The organism is Paraburkholderia sp. Cy-641, assembly GCF_011752945.1.
GTDB lineage: Bacteria > Pseudomonadota > Gammaproteobacteria > Burkholderiales > Burkholderiaceae > Paraburkholderia.
In genome coordinates this window covers 36,673-54,255 of sequence record NZ_VWWM01000029.1, presented here as the reverse complement: position 1 = coordinate 54,255, position 17,583 = coordinate 36,673, and the positions used below count along the sequence as shown (strand labels likewise).

16 protein-coding genes are annotated in these 17,583 nt (G+C 66.1%); 7 read left to right on the top strand and 9 right to left on the bottom strand.

Annotated features, from left to right (window positions below; translation table 11 throughout):
- Positions 1-3: 3 nt before the first annotated feature.
- Both F3J20_RS17575 and F3J20_RS17570 read right to left on the bottom strand, forming a co-directional pair.
- Positions 4-3,132: an efflux RND transporter permease subunit gene (locus F3J20_RS17575; protein WP_167284037.1), complete on the bottom strand. Its 3,129-nt coding sequence runs from the start codon at positions 3,130-3,132 to the stop codon at positions 4-6.
- A complete protein-coding gene (locus F3J20_RS17570) occupies positions 3,129-4,253 on the bottom strand; it encodes an efflux RND transporter periplasmic adaptor subunit (RefSeq protein WP_240162825.1) in 1,125 nt (374 codons plus the stop codon). The genes F3J20_RS17575 and F3J20_RS17570 overlap by 4 nt, the downstream gene beginning before the upstream one ends.
- Before the next feature lie 242 nt (positions 4,254-4,495).
- On the opposite strand from F3J20_RS17570, the gene F3J20_RS17565 reads away from it, so the two are divergent.
- Positions 4,496-5,113 carry a TetR/AcrR family transcriptional regulator gene (locus F3J20_RS17565; protein WP_167046018.1) on the top strand — a complete coding sequence of 206 codons (618 nt, stop codon included), beginning with the start codon at positions 4,496-4,498 and terminating at the stop codon, positions 5,111-5,113.
- 271 nt (positions 5,114-5,384) lie between these two features.
- Here F3J20_RS17565 and F3J20_RS17560 read toward each other — a convergent pair whose 3' ends face one another.
- On the bottom strand, positions 5,385-5,597 hold the full coding sequence (locus F3J20_RS17560) for a hypothetical protein (protein WP_167046015.1): 213 nt from the start codon (positions 5,595-5,597) through the stop codon (positions 5,385-5,387).
- Positions 5,598-5,857: 260 nt separating this feature from the next.
- On the opposite strand from F3J20_RS17560, the gene F3J20_RS17555 reads away from it, so the two are divergent.
- Positions 5,858-6,937, top strand: coding sequence for a LysR family transcriptional regulator (locus F3J20_RS17555; RefSeq protein WP_167284035.1), 1,080 nt, complete (start codon positions 5,858-5,860; stop codon positions 6,935-6,937).
- Positions 6,938-7,019: 82 nt separating this feature from the next.
- Here the strand turns inward: F3J20_RS17555 and F3J20_RS17550 are convergent, their stop codons facing one another.
- From F3J20_RS17550 to F3J20_RS17530, 5 genes are all read right to left on the bottom strand, one after another.
- A complete protein-coding gene (locus tag F3J20_RS17550; protein WP_167046009.1) occupies positions 7,020-7,250 on the bottom strand; it encodes a DUF2795 domain-containing protein in 231 nt (76 codons plus the stop codon).
- A 161-nt stretch (positions 7,251-7,411) separates the two neighbouring features.
- Positions 7,412-7,663 (bottom strand): hypothetical protein, encoded by a 252-nt coding sequence (locus F3J20_RS17545; RefSeq protein ID WP_167046006.1) that lies wholly within the window; start codon positions 7,661-7,663, stop codon positions 7,412-7,414.
- A gap of 210 nt (positions 7,664-7,873) precedes the next feature.
- Positions 7,874-9,607, bottom strand: a complete 1,734-nt coding sequence (locus tag F3J20_RS17540; RefSeq protein WP_167046003.1) for a ClcB-like voltage-gated chloride channel protein — start codon at positions 9,605-9,607, stop codon at positions 7,874-7,876.
- Positions 9,608-9,719: 112 nt separating this feature from the next.
- The gene (locus F3J20_RS17535) at positions 9,720-10,457 is read right to left on the bottom strand and encodes a glutathione S-transferase (RefSeq protein WP_167284034.1); all 738 of its coding nucleotides are present in this window, start codon (positions 10,455-10,457) and stop codon (positions 9,720-9,722) included.
- 169 nt (positions 10,458-10,626) lie between these two features.
- Positions 10,627-11,727 carry a YeiH family protein gene (locus F3J20_RS17530; protein ID WP_167284033.1) on the bottom strand — a complete coding sequence of 367 codons (1,101 nt, stop codon included), beginning with the start codon at positions 11,725-11,727 and terminating at the stop codon, positions 10,627-10,629.
- A gap of 125 nt (positions 11,728-11,852) precedes the next feature.
- Between F3J20_RS17530 and F3J20_RS17525 the strand changes: the two genes are divergently transcribed.
- The 3 genes from F3J20_RS17525 (at position 11,853) to F3J20_RS17515 (ending at position 14,862) form a co-directional block, all read left to right on the top strand.
- The gene (locus F3J20_RS17525) at positions 11,853-12,746 is read left to right on the top strand and encodes a LysR family transcriptional regulator (protein ID WP_167284032.1); all 894 of its coding nucleotides are present in this window, start codon (positions 11,853-11,855) and stop codon (positions 12,744-12,746) included.
- Positions 12,747-13,007: 261 nt separating this feature from the next.
- Entirely contained in the window at positions 13,008-13,802 is a 795-nt protein-coding gene (locus F3J20_RS17520) for a TIM barrel protein (RefSeq protein WP_167284031.1), read from the top strand.
- Between the two features lie 76 nt (positions 13,803-13,878).
- Complete coding sequence (locus F3J20_RS17515; protein ID WP_167284030.1) at positions 13,879-14,862, top strand: sugar kinase; 984 nt, start codon at positions 13,879-13,881, stop codon at positions 14,860-14,862.
- Positions 14,863-14,921: 59 nt separating this feature from the next.
- Here F3J20_RS17515 and F3J20_RS31880 read toward each other — a convergent pair whose 3' ends face one another.
- Positions 14,922-15,248, bottom strand: a complete 327-nt coding sequence (locus F3J20_RS31880; protein ID WP_205299324.1) for a hypothetical protein — start codon at positions 15,246-15,248, stop codon at positions 14,922-14,924.
- A 30-nt stretch (positions 15,249-15,278) separates the two neighbouring features.
- On the opposite strand from F3J20_RS31880, the gene F3J20_RS17505 reads away from it, so the two are divergent.
- Both F3J20_RS17505 and F3J20_RS17500 read left to right on the top strand, forming a co-directional pair.
- Entirely contained in the window at positions 15,279-16,568 is a 1,290-nt protein-coding gene (locus F3J20_RS17505) for an MFS transporter (protein ID WP_167284029.1), read from the top strand.
- Positions 16,568-17,533, top strand: coding sequence for a D-glycerate dehydrogenase (locus F3J20_RS17500; RefSeq protein WP_167284028.1), 966 nt, complete (start codon positions 16,568-16,570; stop codon positions 17,531-17,533). Before F3J20_RS17505 ends, F3J20_RS17500 begins: the two co-directional genes overlap by 1 nt.
- Positions 17,534-17,583 lie beyond the last annotated feature (50 nt).

Sequence of the window (17,583 nt, the reverse complement as noted above, 5' to 3'; positions counted from 1 at the left end):
TGCTCAGTTTCCGGTATGCGCGACGCCGGAGCCGGCGGGCGTCGGCGGCTCGCGCTCGTCGGTCCGCACGCGGAACGACGCGGCATACAGCGCGGGCAGATAGAACAGCGTGAGGATCGTCGCGCTCGTGATGCCGCCCATCAGCGCGGTCGCCATCGGCCCGAAGAAGTTCGAGCGCAGGAGCGGGATCAGCGCGAGCACGGCGGCCGCGGCGGTCAGCGTGATCGGCCGGAAGCGCCGCACGGTCGCGCCGACGATCGCATCGAAACGCTTGTGTCCCGCGGCGATGTCCTGTTCGATCTGATCGACGAGAATCACCGAGTTGCGCATGATGATGCCGAACATCGCAATCACGCCGAGCATCGCGACGAAGCCGAACGGCTGGCCGAACAGCAGCAAGGTGAGCACGACGCCGATCAGCCCGAGCGGCGCGGTCAGCACGACCATCAGCACGCGCGCGAAGCTTTGCAGCTGGATCATCAGCAGCGTCAGCACCGCGATCACCATGATCGGAATCTGCGCGTTGATCGAGGTTTGTCCCTTCGCGCTTTCCTCGACCGAGCCGCCGATCTCGATGCGGTAGCCGACCGGCAGCGTCGCGCGGATCGGCGCGAGCGCGCGGTCCACCGTGTGCGTGACGTCGATGCCTTGCGCACCGGCCGCGACGTCGGATTGCACGGTGATGGTCGGCTGGCGGTCGCGTTCCCAGATCACGCCGTATTCGAGGTCGTTGCGCAGCGTCCCAAGCGTGCCGAGCGGCACCGGGCCGTTCGGCGTCGGCATCGCGAGCGCGGTCAGTTGCGACGGGTCGACGCGCTCGGCGCGCGGCGCGCGCAGATCGACGCTGATCAGCTTGTCGCGTTCGCGATACTGCGTGACCGTGTAGCCCGAGAGCGTCATCGCAAGGAAGCTCGAAATGTCTTCGGACGTCACACCCAGTTCGCGCGCGCGTTTCTGGTCGATCTCGAAGTGCGCCGAGCGCTCGGCCGGTTCGTCCCAGTCGAACTGCACGTTGCGGGTGCCGTTGTTCGCGCGCATCGCCGCGGCGACGCGCTCGGCGATCGAGCGCACGGTCGCGATGTCGTCGCCGCTCACGCGGAACTGCACCGGATAGCCGACCGGCGGCCCGTTTTCGAGGCGCGACAGGCGCGTGCGGATCGCCGAGAAGTGGTCGCGCAATTGCGGTTCGAGCCACTGCGCGAGCTTCTCGCGATCCTTGACCGACTTCGCCGTGACCACGAACTGCGCGAAATTGGGCTGCTGCAATTGCTGATCGAGCGGCAGATAGAAACGCGGCGCGCCGGTGCCGACGAAGCTGACCGTGTGGTCGATCTCGGGGCGGCCTGCGAGCGTTTTTTCCAGGCGCTCGGCCTGGCGCAGCGTCGCGTCGAACGACGCGCCTTCGGGCAGCCGCACGTCGATCAGCAATTCCGGCCGGTCCGAACTCGGGAAGAACTGCTGCGGCACGAGCGAGAAGCCGGCCATCGCGAGCACGAACAGCAGCACCGTGATCGCGAGCACGACGAAGCGCCGCTCGATGCACCAGCCGATCCAGCCGCGCAGACGCGTATAGAAGCGCGTGTCGTAGATGTCGTGTTCGTGATCGTCGGGCTCGTGCGCATGACGCTTGCGCTCGGGCAGCATGTGATAGCCGAGTAGCGGAATCAGCACGACCGCGGCGAGCCACGACGCGATCAGCGCGATCGCCGAGACCTCGAAGATCGAGCGCGTGTATTCGCCCGTGCTCGATTTCGCGAGCGCGATCGGCAGGAAGCCGGAGACGGTCACGAGCGTGCCGGTCAGCATCGGAAACGCGGTGCTCGTGTAGGCGAAGGCCGCGGCGCGCGCGCGGTTCCAGCCTTGTTCTAGCTTCACCGACATCATCTCGACCGCGATGATCGCATCGTCGACGAGCAGCCCGAGCGCGAGCACGAGCGTGCCGAGCGACACCTTGTGCAGGCCGATGTCGAACAGGTACATGCACAGCGCGGTGACGGCGAGCACGACCGGAATCGAGATCACGACGACCATGCCGGTGCGCACGCCGAGCGACACGAGGCTCACGATCAGCACGATCGCGACCGCCTCGGCGACGGCTTCGAGGAAGTCGTCGACCGAGCGCGCGACCGCGTGCGGCATGCTCGACACTTCGACGAGCCTGAGGCCCGCGGGCAGCGCCGCGCGCAATTGCGTCATCTGCCGGTCGAGCGCCTGGCCGAGACGGATCACGTCGCCGCCCGGCTGCATCGTCACGCCGATGCCGAGCACCGGTTTGCCGCCGAAGCGCATCTGCGTGACGATGGGATCGTCGTAGCCGCGCTTGATCGTGGCGATATCGCCGAGACGGAACGTGCGGTTGTTGATGCGGATCAGCGTGTCGGCGAGTGCGTTGACGTCGTTGAACTGGCCGCTCGGGCGCACGAATACGCGGTCGTCGGTGGTGGTCAAGGTACCCGCAGGCGCGATCGTGTTCTGCGCGTTGATCGCCTGACCGAGTTGCTGCGGCGAAATGCCGAGGCGCGTGAGTTGCGTGTTGGCGATCTCGATGTAGATGTGCTGATCGGGGTCGCCGAAATAATCGACCTTGCCGACGCCCGGCACGCGCAGCAGCACCGTGCGCAACTGGTCCGCGTAATCGTGCAGTTGCGCGGGGGAAAAGCCGTCGCCTTCGAGCGTGTAGATGTTCGTGTAGACGTCGCCGAACTCGTCGTTGAAGAACGGTCCCTGAATGCCGGGCGGCAAGGTCGACGCGATATCGTCGACTTTCTTGCGCACCTGGTACCATGTTTCGGGTACCTGACTAACCGGCGCCGAGTCTTTCATCGAGAAGAAGATCAGCGATTCGCCCGGGCGCGAATAGCTGCGCACGAAGTCGATGTAGGGCGTTTCCTGCAGCTTGCGGCCGATGCGATCGGTCAACTGCTCCTGCACCTGGCGCGCGGTGGCGCCGGGCCAGAAGGTGCGGATCACCATCACGCGGAACGTGAAGGGCGGGTCTTCGGATTGCGCGAGGCGCGTGTACGCGAGCACGCCGAATGCGGTGGCGAGCGCGATCAGGAACACGACCAGCGCCTGGTGGCGCAGCGCCCATGCGGACAAGTTGAAGCGTCCCTCTTCATGCGGCGTGCTCATGAAGCGAAGTCCTCGGGATGTAGCGGCGCGATCGTGCGGACCTTCTCGCCCGCGCTCACGGTGTGCACGCCTTGCAGCACGACGCTTTCGCCGTCCTTCAACCCTTCGCTGACGACGATCGTGCGCTCGTTGTAGCGCACGATCGTCACGCGGCGCAGTTCGAGCGTGTTGTCCGCGGCGCGCACGACCCAGACGGCCGGCTGCTGGCTGTCGTGAAACAGCGCGGTGACGGGCAGCGTGAAGAGGCCGTGCTGCGCGGCTGCCGTGGCGAGCGGCAGGGCGGGCGTGACGTCGGCGGTCATGCCGAGCCGCACGTCCGGGCCGGCATCGGCAAGCGTGAGCCTTGCGCGCCAGGTGCGGCTTTGGGGATCGGCAGCGGGCGAGAGTTCGCGCACGCGCGCACTGAACTGGCGGCCCGGCAGCGCGGCCAGCGTAACGCTCGCGCTTTGCCCGACCGCGAACGCGGCGAGCGCGCTTTCCGGCACGTCGCATAGCACGTCGGTGTCGCCGCTCCACGCGAGGTTGTAGACGGCCTGGCCCGCCGATACGTTCTGGCCAGTGTCGGCCTGTTCCGCCGTGATGACGCCCGCATGACCGGCGACGAGCGTGGTGTACTGCAACTGGTTCTTCGCGAGCGCCAACTGCTGCTGCGCCTGATCGCGTTGCGCCTGCGCGGACGAGTAGGCGTTGCTGGTCTGCTCCAGCTGCGCCGGGGCGATCAGGTTCTCTTTCGCTTGCGCCTTGTCGCGCTCGAATTGCTGTTGCGCATAGACGAGATTGTGTTGCGCGGCGTCGAGTTGCGCCTGCGCGCTGGCGGTGCTTTTCTGCGCATCGGCGGGATCGAGCAGGGCGACGACCTCGCCGTTTTTCACGACATCGCCGAGCCGCACGCGCCGCTCGATGATCTTGCCGCCGACCCGAAACGACAGCGGCGTCGAATAGCGCGCCTGCACTTCGCCGGGCAGCGACGTCGCCTGCAGCGCCTCGCCGTCCGCATGCACGGCGAGCGCGACCACCGGACGCGGCGCGGGTGCCGCGGCTTCTTTCTTCGAGCAGGCCGCGAGGAGCGCCGCGCCTGCCAGCACGACGGCACACGTGCGGAGCAGGAGGCCATGACGCATGGACGGGGGAGACTGCTGGCGCATCGCAGACGATGCGGGAGAACCGGGACGCTTCACAATTACCCCAACTGGAGACAGCGAACGAACACGGCAAGCCGCGGCGGCCCGCCAGCGAGGACCCGTGCGCCGATCATGCAAATGGCATACGGAACCGACTCTGAATGATGCCTTGAATTCTAATACACAGCTGTATTTGAATGTCGAGGTGAATCGGAATTCTTTTCGGTGCTAGACTTGCGCCCATGAAACGGCAACGACTGACAAGAGAGCAAAGCAAGGACCAGACGCGGGAGCGTCTGCTCGATGCTGCGCAGACGACTTTTATGAAGAAAGGTTTCGTCGCGGCGAGCGTCGAAGATATTGCGGCGGCTGCGGGCTATACGCGCGGCGCGTTCTATTCGAACTTCCGCAGCAAGACCGACCTCTTTCTCGAATTACTGCGGCGCGATCACGAAACGATGCAGGCGGGGCTGCACGCGATCTTCGAGAGCGCGGCGTCGCGCGAGGAGATGGAAGCGCGCGTGCTGCATTACTACAGCACGCTGCATCGCGAGAACAAATGCTTCCTGCTGTGGGTCGAGGCCAAGCTGCTCGCGGTGCGCGACGGCCGTTTCCGGCCGCGTTTCAACGCGTTCATGCACGAGAAGCTCGAACAGCTAGCCGCGTATATCCGCGAGTTTTCGGTGCGGGTCGGCACGCCGCTGCTGATGCCGCCCGAGCAACTGGCTATCGGCCTGATGGGCCTGTGCGACGGTATGCACTTCTTCTATTCGGTCGATCCGCAGAATGTGCCGACGGAGAAGGTCGAAACGGTGCTGGCGGGATTTTTCGCGCGTGTGGTGTTCGGGCGCGAGGCGTGAGTTTCGGCTTGGGGGAATGCAGGGGGACTGCGCAGCCGGGCTCCCTCGAAGGTGGGTAGCCTTGTGGCACGGCGCGCGATCGTCAGATGGTCGCGCGCAGTTGAAATTGCGCCGAAGCGAAGCGGAGGGAAATGCGGTGAAGCCGTATTGAATTCGCGCAAGAATTACAAAAACGCGCGCAATCTACGAGCGGACCAGGCGAACTGAACGAGCGAACGCGCGACCCAGTCTGGATCGCGCGTCGGATACGACAAAACGGAAACGGCGAAAATCAGTCGACCGGCAATTGCGCGCAAAGGTCGGCGGCCGGTGCCGCGCAAGCGAACGCATATTGGCCGCTTGTATTGATGATCTTTTCCCCTGCGTGCAGGGCGACCTTGATGTCCGGGCAACGCTCGTAACCGATGTAGGCCGAGCTGGCCGCAGCGGACCAGCAGACAAGCGTAAACGCGATTTTTTCCAGAAGATGAAAGCGATGTGGCATGGCGGTAATTTCCTTTTGGCCGCCATCTTACCAGTTAACTAGGGTTTATACCTAGCTAAAACCCATAATAGACTCAAAAATAGTGGTGCGGCAGTCAGGCCGCATCGAACCTGACGGGAATGTCATGTCCAGGTCAGGGTTGGGACATGATCCGATCGATACAATCGGTTCATCGGGCAAACCCGCGCGCGCTCCTGGCGCACGGGTCGACAGGCGGCAAGCTCGCGCCGGCCCGGCTTTACCGAGGCAGGAGTCGTCCCATGAATCAACTGCAGTCGATGCGCGTGTTCGTCAAGGTGGCGGACCTCGGCAGTTTCGTCGGCGCGGCAGGCGCACTCGATCTGTCGACCGCAGTGGTCACGCGGCACGTGGCGGATCTCGAAGCGCGGCTCGGTACGCGCCTGCTTAACCGCACCACGCGTCGTCTGTCGCTGACCGAGTCCGGCGCGACCTATCTGGAGCGCGTGCGCCATATTCTCGCGGACCTCGAAGGCGTCGAGCAGATGGTGGTGGCGCGCAATCACGAGCCCGTCGGCACGCTGCGCATCGTCGCGCCGGTCGTGTTCGGGCTGCATAGTCTCGCGCCGGTCGTGCAGTCGTACGCGGCGCGCTATCCGGACGTCCTGCCCGATGTCACGCTCGCCGACCGCAACGTCGATCTGGTCGAAGAGGGTTTCGACGTCGGTATTCTGGTCGCGCGACACATGCGCAGCGCGAGCATCGTCACGCGGCGTTTGACGACCGGCTACATGACAGTCTGCGCAACGCCGGCTTATCTCGCGCAGCATGGCACGCCAACGCGCCCCGAGCATCTGCTGCAGCATTCGTGTCTGAGCCGGCCGGCCGAGCAGGGCGGCGGCGAGGAGCGCGTGTTCAAGGGGCCGGACGGCGAAGTGCGGGTGCGGCCCGTCAACGCGATCGCCGCGAACAATACCGAAATGCTGCGGCAGTTTGCCTTGCTGGGCATGGGCGTGGCGATCCTGCCGAGCTATCTGATCGGGCGCGATCTGGCGGCGGGGCGCCTCGTGCGTCTGCTCGACGACTACAGCCTGCCGCCGATCGAAATCACGATTGCCTACCCGAGCCGTCTGCATCTGCCGGCGAAGGTGCGCACCTTTATCGACCACCTGGTCGATCATTTCCAGCCCGGTAGCGGTCTCACGCGCGATTCGCGCGGCGTGGCGTTCGCGCCGTCCGTCGCGGAGCCGGTGTTCGGCATGGCGGGGGCCGACGATTTCGACACGCCCGAACTGCCGGACGCATTGCGCGAAGCAGACGAACCGGCGCGCCGCGTACCGCGTGCATCGCGTGCGCGGGTGGCGGCGGCGCCGCAGTTCTGATTTCAGCCTGATTGATCGTGGCGTTCTGCTTATGGCGGCCAGGAAGACCTGGCCGCATGTACGCCCAGCGCGGCCGCCGCGCCTAAGCCCCTAGCCCCGGACCATAGTTGCCGCTGATCAGTCGCGTGACCGACGCAATATCCACGTAGTCCTGCTCCGGCATGCCGTCGAGCATCGCCAGCACTTCGTTGCTCGCGCCGGCTTCGCGCGCGGCGTCGACGAGCGCGTCCTTATTGGTCGGAAAGCGGACTTCGCTGAGAAGATCTGCGATCTGCAAATCGATCGATTCGCCGGGGATGTCCGAGGCAGTCATGCGCATGCTCCTGTGCTTGCTGTTGTTATGGCCGCGGCGTCTTCTGCGGAGAGCCCGATGGCGTTGCCAGGGGGCCGCGAGCGCATCCGGGCACCATGCGCCCCGGCTTTCATCGTAAAACTATTCAGCCGCTCGCGCCGGATACGTCGTCGAGTCCGAACTCAGGTTTGCAGATGCTCGTTCTGCCCGGTGAGGCTGCGCTCCAGATGACGCGATTTCGGCAGCGCGATATGTTCCCATTGCTGCGGACGGTCGTCGGTGCTCGATACGCCGGGGGCAGGCGGCGCGACCGGCGCGGCGTTCGCGCGTTGCGCGAGCGTGGTGGAATCCGCGCTGTCCGGGGCGGTGCGAACCGGGGCGGCAAAGCACGAGGCGGACAGCGTCACCATGGTCAACAGTGTCGAGGTTTTCATCGCCCGACCTCCTAAGCTCATGCGGCGCTGACAGTTGAGCAAACCCCGTGCCGTTCCCGCGTCGAAAGGAAGGCGCAAGCTACAGGCGGCGTGGCGATGCACGGCCGATGCTCATTTACCATCTTAGATGGCAAATCCTGCCATGCGCGCACATTCGTGACAAAACCGCATTGTAGATTTCAGATGATGGCACGAATGCGGCAGCACCGCCTAGCGCGACGGATTCATGCGGAAGTACGCGTCGAGCAGCGACGTCTTGTAGACCACACCCGCGAGCGTCGGATGCGCGGTACTCTCGACCACCGGCAGCCGCTCGCCCTGGAACGCCATGAAGTGCTGCAGCGCGACGCCGAGCGACATGTCCGGCGTGAGCACGTCGAAATGCGGCTGCAGATAATCGGCGGCGGTCTTCGCCGACGTATCGCGTTTATCGAGCAGATCGGACGTGATGTCCTTCAGCGCGACCACGCCGAGAAACGCGCCCGACTCATTGGCGACGTACAGATACTTGACCGGATATTCGAGAAACACGCGGGTCATGTCGTGCACGGTCGCGTTCGGCGGCACGACCGTCTGCGCGGGACGGATCAGCTCGCGCATCTGCGTCGCGCGCAGGCGCGTGCGTTCCTGTTCCTCGCGATTGCGGCGCAGCGTGATCTCGTACATCGAGGTCTTGCCGATCGCGCGCGAGATGAAATACGCGACCACGCACGACACCATCAGCGGCAGCACGACCTGGTAGCTCAAGGTCATCTCGAAGATCATCAGGATCGCCATCAAGGGCGCCTGGGTCGCGCCGGCGAGGAAGGCACCCATGCCGACCATCGCATACGCATAGGCGGCCGAGGTCGCGTGCGGCCACAATTCGTGCATGCCCTGGCCGAACAGCGAGCCGACTGCCGCGCCGACGAACAGCGTCGGCGTGAAGACCCCGCCGACCGCGCCGGAGCCCGCCGTCGCCGCGGTCGCCGCGAGCTTGCAGACCAGCACGACGACGAGCGCGCTCCAGGTCCACGGCGAGTGCAGGATCGAGTTCACGACGCTGTAGCCGTTGCCCCATACCTCGGGCTCCCAGGTCGAAATGATGCCGACGATCAGGCCGCCGAGCGCAAGCCGCAGCGGTAGCGGCACAGGCAGCTTGCGAAAGCTCGCCTTCGACGCGTCGAGCAGCCGCAGGAATTGCGGCGCGGCCGCTCCGCACAGCGCACCGAGCGCGACGAAGAGCAGCACTTCCACGCCGGTCACGGTCGGAAACACCGGCATTTCGTACGGCGGCTTGTAGCCGGCGAATTCGCGCATCGTGATGTTCGCGACGACGGCCGCGACCACGACCGGCCCGAAGCTCTCCATCGCGATCGAGCCGAGCACGATCTCGGTGACGAAAAACGCGCCCGCGATCGGCGCGCTGTACGCGGACGTGATACCGGCCGCCGCGCCACAGGCCACCAGAAGGCGCAGCCGCGGCGGATCGAAGTGGACCCAGCGGCCGATCAGCGAGGCGCCGAGTGCGGCCAGTTGCACCATCGGACCTTCGCGGCCGATCGAGCCGCCGCTCGAAATCGTGAACAGCGACGACACGCTGCGCCACAGGCTCAGCCGGACCGGCACGACGCCGTCGCCGATCGCGACCGCTTCCATGTAGTCGGTGTGCGCGCATTTGTCGGCGTGACGCTGGGCGACCAGCAGAAGCAGGCCGGCGATCAGGCCGCCCGCGGCCGGCAGCCCGATGCGCATGGTCCACGGCAGGCTGCGCGCCATGTCGACGAAACTGCCGACGCGCCCGGCCATCGCGAATTGCAGCAGCTCGATGCCCTTGCGAAACACGATGGTGGCAAACGCGCCGGCGATGCCGACCACGACCGACCAGACCAGCATCGTGTGGGCATCGGAGAGACGGAACAGGCGTTGGGCGCGGGTGCGCAGCTTCAGCAGGAATGAAAGCACGTCGATGGTACGGGGCGTGAGACAGGGTTGAGGAAGGCGCACCACAACAGCAGCGCGCCCGCCTTCGATGGCGGGCGCGCTGTCGCGGATGGGCGGGTATCGGCGGCGTGGATCAAGGCGCCGCCTTGTCGAGTTCCGGGTAGTGCCGGAAGACGCAGGCTTCGTTGTGCTCGATGCGCCTGTCCGAGTTCAGATACGCGGCGATGTTCGGCCGCGCCATCACCATGTCGTGCAGCGCGGCGAGCTGCGGATAGTGCTCGCCGAAGCGCTTCAGCGCGCGCGGAAACGCGTACAGCAGACCGTCGATCAGCTGGAACATCGACAGATCGACGTAGCTGAGCGTATCGCCGACCATGAAGCGCTCGCCGGCCGGGTTCTGCTTCAGCACGCGCTCGAAGTACGCCATGAACTTCGGCAGGCGGTGGTCGATGAAGTCGTGCGCGCGCGCTTTCGAGGCGTCTTTCTGGTCTTCGTAGTAGAGCGAGCTCGAGAGCGGGTGATGCGTGTCGTGCGCTTCGGTCACGACGTCGGCGATCGTCAGTTGCAGGCCGTTCGCGACATAGCGCAGGCTTTCGGCCGCCGGCGCGAGATTCAGGCGCGGGCCGAGATAGAGCAGGATATTGGCGGTCTGCGAGATGACGAGATCGCCGTCTTTCAGGAACGGCGGCGCGAACGGCGGATACGGCTCGTCGGGGCTCGCCAGCAGCGCCATCATCGCCTCGGTGCCGAGGCCCTGCGAAGGCTTGCCGCGCGCGACTTCGACGTAGGCCACGCCGGCTTCCTCGAGGGCGAGCCGCACGAATTCGCCGCGGCCCTGCAGGCCGTCCCAGTAATAGAGTTCCAGGCTCATCGATCGATCCTCATTCCGGTTGCCCGCACGCGCTGCCGGAACAGCGCGCGCGGGCGGGTTGCATGAGCAAAGTTCGCAGCAACGAGTATGCCGCGCGAACGCGCCGAATGGGGCGCCGGAATGCGCAAAACCCCGTGCGCGGCGGGGTTGGCGTCAAGGCGGGAACGGTCTAGCGGAACAGGTACTGGACGGTCCATGTGATTCCCAGTCCGCCCGCGATCAGCCACACGTACAGGATCAGGCCGGTGCTCAGCGCTCGCGGGCCGGCTTCGCGAATCTGCGAGAGGCGGGTTTCGATGCCGAGCGCGGTCATGGCCATCGTCAGCGCGAAGGTGTCGAGCAGGTTCAGCGTCGACGTCGCGTTCTCCGGCAGCACGTGTAGCGAATTGAGCACGACGCAGGCGAGGAAGCCGAGCGCGAACCAGGGGATGGCGAGCTTGCGCGACGTGCTATTGGTATTGCCGTTGAGGTTGCCGCTCGCGGTGCCGTCCTGCGTGCCGCGCGCCGCGCGGTTCACCCACAAACCGACCACGAGCAGCACCGGCACCAGCAGCATCACGCGGGTCATTTTCACGATCGTCGCGATGTGGGTCGCCTCGGGGCTCACGTTGCTGGCCGCGCCGACCACCTGCGCGACCTCGTGGATCGTGCCGCCGAAGAAGAGCCCCGCGCCGACCGTATCGAGATGCAGCCAGCCGGCCTTGAACAGGATCGGGTAGAGAAACATCGACAGCGTGCCGAACAGCACGACACTGCCTACCGCCATCGCGCTCTTGTGCGGCTTCGATTGCAGCGTCGATTCGAAGGCGAGCACGGCGGCCGCGCCGCAGATCGCGCTGCCGGCGGCGGTCAGCAGCGCCGTGTCGCGGTCGAGCTTCATGATCTTCATGCCGGCCCACGTGCCGATCGCGAGCGTGCTGACGACGATCAGCACCGACTGCGCGAGCCCCGGCAGGCCGACCTGGGCGATTTCCTGCAGGCTCACGCGCAGGCCGAAGAACGCGACCGCGATGCGCAGCAGCTTGCGCGCCGAGAAGTTGACGCCGGCCGCCCAGCTGGCCGGCATGCCGTCGCGCAGCGCGTTGCCGTAGAGCGCGCCCGCGACGATGCCGACGATCAGCGGGCTCAGGCCCAGCCCGGCAATCGCCGGGATCGCCGCGATGCGCGTGACGGCGGCCGCGAACAGCGCGACGAACAGCACGCCGTTGAGCTGGCCGCGGGTCGAATGCGCGGCGGTGACGGCGGTGAGCGGTACGGTTGGGGTGGACATGGTGAGCGCCTCGGTATCCGGCTTGGCTGGCTGATTGCAACGGGGCTAATCCTAAATTAGATATATCGATATAAAAAATCATGATTTAGAATGTGAAGTATCGGTACAGCAGATACTTAGTCAGGATGACCCCGGATCAGCTTATAACTTTCGCCGCCGTCGCCGAGCATCGCAACATCAGCCGGGCGGCGGTGGCGCTGCATCTGTCGCAGCCGGCGGTGTCGGGCCAGCTGCGGCAGTTGCAGGACGAATTCGGCGAGCCGCTGTATCAGCGTGACGGCCGCGGCGTGCGCCTGACGCCGGCCGGCGAGCAACTGGCGAGCTATGCGGCACGGCTGCGCGACACCTGGCGCCAGGCGCATGCGTATCGCGACGCGCTGCGCGGGCTCGAACAGGGCACGCTGCGGATCGGCGCGAGCACGACGCCGGCCAGTTATCTGCTGCCGTATCTGATCGCCGAGTTTCATCAGCGCTACCCGGAGGTGACCGTGCATGCCGCCGACGGCAACACGACCGAGATTGTCGGCGCGCTCGGCGCGGTCGATATCGCGATGGTCGAAGGGCCGGTCGGCGACGATCTGCCGCCCGGCACGGCCGTGCATGCATGGCGCGAGGACGAGATCGTCGCGATCATGCCGAACTCGCATCCGCTCGCGCAGCAGGCGAGCGGCGGGCGCATCGGGCTCGCGGCGTTCGGCGCCTGGCCGCTGGTGCTACGCGAGACGGGCTCGGGTGTGCGGCAGACGGTCGAGCGCGAGTTCGCGCGCGCGGGCGTGCCGATGCGCGTGGCGCTCGAAATCGCCGGCGTCGAGGGCGTGAAAGAGGCGGTGCGGGCCGGCATGGGCGTGGGCTTCGTCTCGGCGATGTCGATGCGGCATGAGAATGGCGCGCTGCGTCTGCTGTCGCTGAGTCCCGAGCCGCTGACGCGCCGGCTGTCGATTCTGGTGCCGCATGCGAATGCGCCGTCGCGCGTGGTCGAGCAGTTTCTGGCGCTGTGTCTCGCGGAAGGGGGCGGTTGAGTTGCAGTTGGCAGGATTTGTGTGGCGGCCAGGAGCCCGATTGGCTCGATGCGCACTGTGCGAGCAGTTGCGAATCACGGAATCGTGTCTGGCGCGGTTCGCATGCTCTCGTGCCTGCTCAGCCTGGGGATTTCCTCTATGGTGCGCAGCGGTGGTCCCGCGCACTATTCGAGCATCGCAAGCGCCTCGGCGCTTTTTTTCGAAATGCTTTTGGAACCGGTTCCAAATCACAGTTTCCAGGCGGAATTGAGCGGATTCGACATGTCTGATGCAATGGAGATCGTGATCGTCGCAAGCGCGTTCGGCATGGACGCGGTGCGGGCGGGCGGTCATCTGAAATGGGCGCGCGTGGCGCGGCAGGCGGGTGCGGCGGGTTTCGAAGTGCGCCGCGAACTGTTCGCGAGCGACGCGGACGCGGTTCCCGGGCAACTGCGCGCGCTTGGCGCCGCGCTCGCGGAGCTGGGCCTGTGGTCGGTGTTTTCCACGCCCGCTTCGCTGTACACGTCCGCTGGCCGGTTCGATGCCGAGGCGCTGCGTCTCGCGCTCGACGAAGCCACGGCACTCGGCGCGCGCTTCGTCAAGCTGCAATTGGGCGGCTTTATCCATGATGCCGAGGGCTCGGCCATCGCCGCGCAACTGATGCGGGCGAAGCAGCAGGCGCGGGGCGCGCAGCCGAGGCTCGTCGTCGAAAACGGGCAACTGGCCGAAGGCGGTTCGCCCGCGCAGTTCGTCGGACTGTTCGACGCGCTCGCGCGCGAAGGCCATGCGGGTCGGCTCGGCATGACCTTCGATATCGGCAACTGGGCGTGGCTCGATGTCGCGCCGCTCGACGTGGCCGAGCGGCTCGCGCCATATGTCGAATACATCCATTGCAAAACAGCGGCCGGCGAGGGTGCGCGGCGCTTTCCGGCGGCGCCGGCCGAGGGCGACGCGCAGTTCCGTGCCGTGCTTGACCGCTTGCCGCGCCATGTGCCGCGCGGCATCGAGTTTCCGTTCGACGTGAGCCGGATCGGGACGGACGCCGCGCGTTACGTCGAATGGCTCGCGAGCGTTTAGGCAACAGGCCACGACGCATAACTCCACAGCAACGCAACACCGAGTACCCAGCACCCGCACCACCCAGGAGCCCAGCATGACCCACCCCCATCCCGCCCTCGACGTCATCACCTACGGCGAAGCCATGGCGATGTTCGTCGCCACCGAAACCGGTCCGCTCGCGGGCGTCGGGCAGTTCGCGAAGCGCATCGCCGGGGCCGATCTGAATGTCGCGACCGGCCTCGCGCGACTCGGCTTCAAGGTGGGCTGGATGAGCCGCGTCGGCGACGATTCGTTCGGCCAGTACGTGCGCGACACGCTGACCAAAGAGGGCATCGATCAGCGCTGCGTGAGCACCGACGCGCGCTATCCGACCGCCTTCCAGCTGAAGTCACGCAACGACGACGGCAGCGACCCGGCGGTCGAGTATTTCCGCAAGGGCTCGGCGGCGAGCCATCTGTCGCTCGACGACTACGTCGCCGATTACGTGCTCGGCGCGCGCCACTTGCACCTGACCGGCGTCGCGCCGGCGATCTCGGCGAGTTCGCGCGAACTCGCGTTCCATCTGGCTCGCGAAATGCGTGCGGCGGGCAGGACGATCTCGTTCGATCCGAATCTGCGCCCGACGCTGTGGCCCTCGCGAGAGGCAATGGTCGACGGGCTCAACGCGCTGGCCGCGCTGGCCGACTGGGTGCTGCCCGGCATCGGCGAGGGCGAGATTCTGACCGGCTATACGCAGCCCGAGGACATCGCGAAGTTCTATCTGGAGCGCGGTGCGCGCGGCGTGATCGTCAAGCTCGGCGCGCAGGGCGCGTACTACCGCACCGCGAGCGAGGCCGCCGTGATCGCGGGCCAGCCGGTCGCGAAGGTCGTCGATACGGTCGGCGCGGGCGACGGCTTCGCGGTCGGCGTCATCAGCGCGCTGCTCGAAGGCCGGACGCTGCCGCAGGCGGTCGCGCGCGGTAACCGGATCGGCGCGCTGGCGATTCAGGTGATCGGCGATTCCGAGGGTTTGCCGAGTCGGGCCGAGCTCGACGCGCTCGAACTGGCCGACGGAGCGCGCGTCGCGAATGCGGCGTAAGGCGGAATCGGGCATGGCCTGAAATGACCTGAAGCCGCGCGTGTCATGCGAAGTGAACGTCACTCGAATCTGAGCGGTATGTGCCCCGTATGTGCCCCGAACGTATCGGTGGAACGCATCGCGAGCGGCGGCAGCAACAGCAGCAATAGCAACGACAGCAGCAACAGCAACGACAGCAGCAATAGCAACGACAGCAGCAACAGCAACGACAGCAGCAACAGCAACGACAGCAGCAACAGCAACGACAGCAGCAACAGCAACGACAGCAGCAATAGCAACGACAGCAGCAATAGCAACGACAGCAGCAACAGCACCAGCGTCCGCGCACCCTCGCAGCATCTCGACCACAACAACAGCACGTACCGCGCGCCACGCTTTTTCATCATCGTTTAGGGAAGCCGTACAAGGAGACACCCATGACCTCATCACTCGCGATTCGCCGCTGGTGGACGATCATGCCGATCGTATTCATCACCTACAGCCTCGCCTATCTCGATCGCGCGAACTTCGGCTTTGCGTCGGCGGCCGGCATCAACGACGATCTCGGCATCGGCAAGGGCCTCGCGTCCCTGATCGGCGCGCTGTTCTTTCTCGGCTACTTCTTCTTCCAGATTCCGGGCGCGATCTACGCCGAGCGCCGCAGCGTCAAGAAGCTCGTGTTCTGGAGCCTCGTGCTGTGGGGCGGCTGCGCGGCGTTGACCGGCATGGTCAGCAACATCCCGTCGCTGATGGTGATCCGCTTCGTGCTCGGCGTCGTCGAAGCCGCCGTGATGCCGGCGATGCTGATCTTCATCAGCAACTGGTTCACGAAGAGCGAGCGCTCGCGCGCCAACACGTTCCTGATTCTCGGCAATCCGGTCACGGTGCTGTGGATGTCGGTCGTGTCGGGCTATCTCGTGCATTCGTTCGGCTGGCGCCAGATGTTCATCGCCGAGGGCGTACCCGCAGTCGTCTGGGCGGTCTGCTGGTGGTTCCTCGTCAAGGACAAGCCCGAGCAGGTGTCGTGGCTCACGCAGGAGGAAAAGGACGCGCTCGCGCAGACGCTGCGTGCCGAGCAGGCCGCGATCAAGCCGGTGCGCAACTACGGCGAGGCGTTTCGCACGCCGGCCGTCGTCAAGCTGTGCGCGCAGTATTTCTGCTGGAGCATCGGCGTGTACGGCTTCGTGCTGTGGCTGCCGTCGATCCTCAAGAACGGCTCGTCGCTCGGCATGGTCGAGACCGGCTGGCTGTCGGCGCTGCCGTATCTGGCCGCGACGATCGCGATGCTTGCGGCTTCGTGGGCATCGGATAAACTCAACCGCCGCAAGGTGTTCGTGTGGCCGTTCCTGCTGGTCGGCGCCATCGCGTTCGCGGCGTCGTACGGGCTCGGCTCGTCGCACTTCTGGGTCTCGTATGCGCTGCTCGTGATCGCGGGCGCCGCGATGTACGCGCCGTACGGCCCGTTCTTCGCGATCGTGCCGGAATTGCTGCCGAGGAACGTCGCGGGCGGCGCGATGGCGCTCATCAACAGCATGGGCGCGCTCGGTTCGTTCGTCGGCTCGTACGTGGTCGGCTATCTGAACGGCGCGACCGGCACGCCCGCCGCCTCGTATGCATTCATGAGCGTGGCGCTCGTCGCCGCGGTGATCCTGACGCTCGCCGTCAAGCCGGCCGCCGTCGAACGACGCGACTCCGCTCGCTCCACCGTCGCAAGGAAAATAAGCTGATGAAGAAGATCGTCGCCTGGAAGGCCTTACCCGAAGACGTGCTCGCGTATCTGCAACAGCATGCGCAGGTCGTGCAGGTCGATCCGTCACGGCATGACGCGTTCGTCGCCGCGCTGCGCGACGCCGACGGCGGCATCGGTGCGAGCGTGCAGATCACGCCGGCGATGCTCGACGGCGCAAGCCGCCTGAAGGCGCTCTCGACGATCTCGGTCGGCTTCGACCCGTTCGACGTCGACGACCTCACGCGCCGCGGCATCGTGCTCGCGCATACGCCGGACGTGCTGACCGAATCGACCGCCGACACCGTGTTCGCGTTGATCCTCGCGTCCGCGCGGCGCGTCGTCGAACTCGCCGAATGGGTCAAGGCGGGGCAGTGGCGCGCGAGCGTCGGTCCCGCGCAGTTCGGGCTCGACGTGCAGGGCAAGACGCTCGGCATCGTCGGGCTCGGGCGGATCGGCGGCGCGGTCGCGCGGCGCGCCGCGCTCGGCTTCAACATGACGGTGCTCTACACGAATCGCAGCGCGAACCGCGAGGCCGAACAGGCCTATGGCGCGCGGCGCGTGGAGTTGGCCGAACTGCTCGCCGAGTCCGACTTCGTCTGTCTGCAGGTGCCGCTCACGCCGCAAACGCGGCATCTGATCGGCGCGAACGAGCTGCGTGCGATGAAGAAAAGCGCGATCCTGATCAACGCGTCGCGCGGCGCGACCGTCGACGAAGCCGCGCTGATCGAGGCGCTGCAAAACGGCACGATCCACGGCGCGGGGCTCGACGTGTTCGACACCGAACCGGTGCCGGCCGATTCGCCGCTGCTGACGTTGCCGAATGTGGTGGCGCTGCCGCACATCGGTTCGGCGACGCACGAGACCCGCCATGCGATGGCGCTCGATGCGGCGCGTAATCTCGTGGCCGCGCTCGACGGCACGTTGACGAAGAACATCGTCAATCGCGCGGTGCTGGCGAAGTAAGGACGGTCGCGCGCGAGATCGATGCCGAAGCGCGCGCCGAGCCCGCCAAC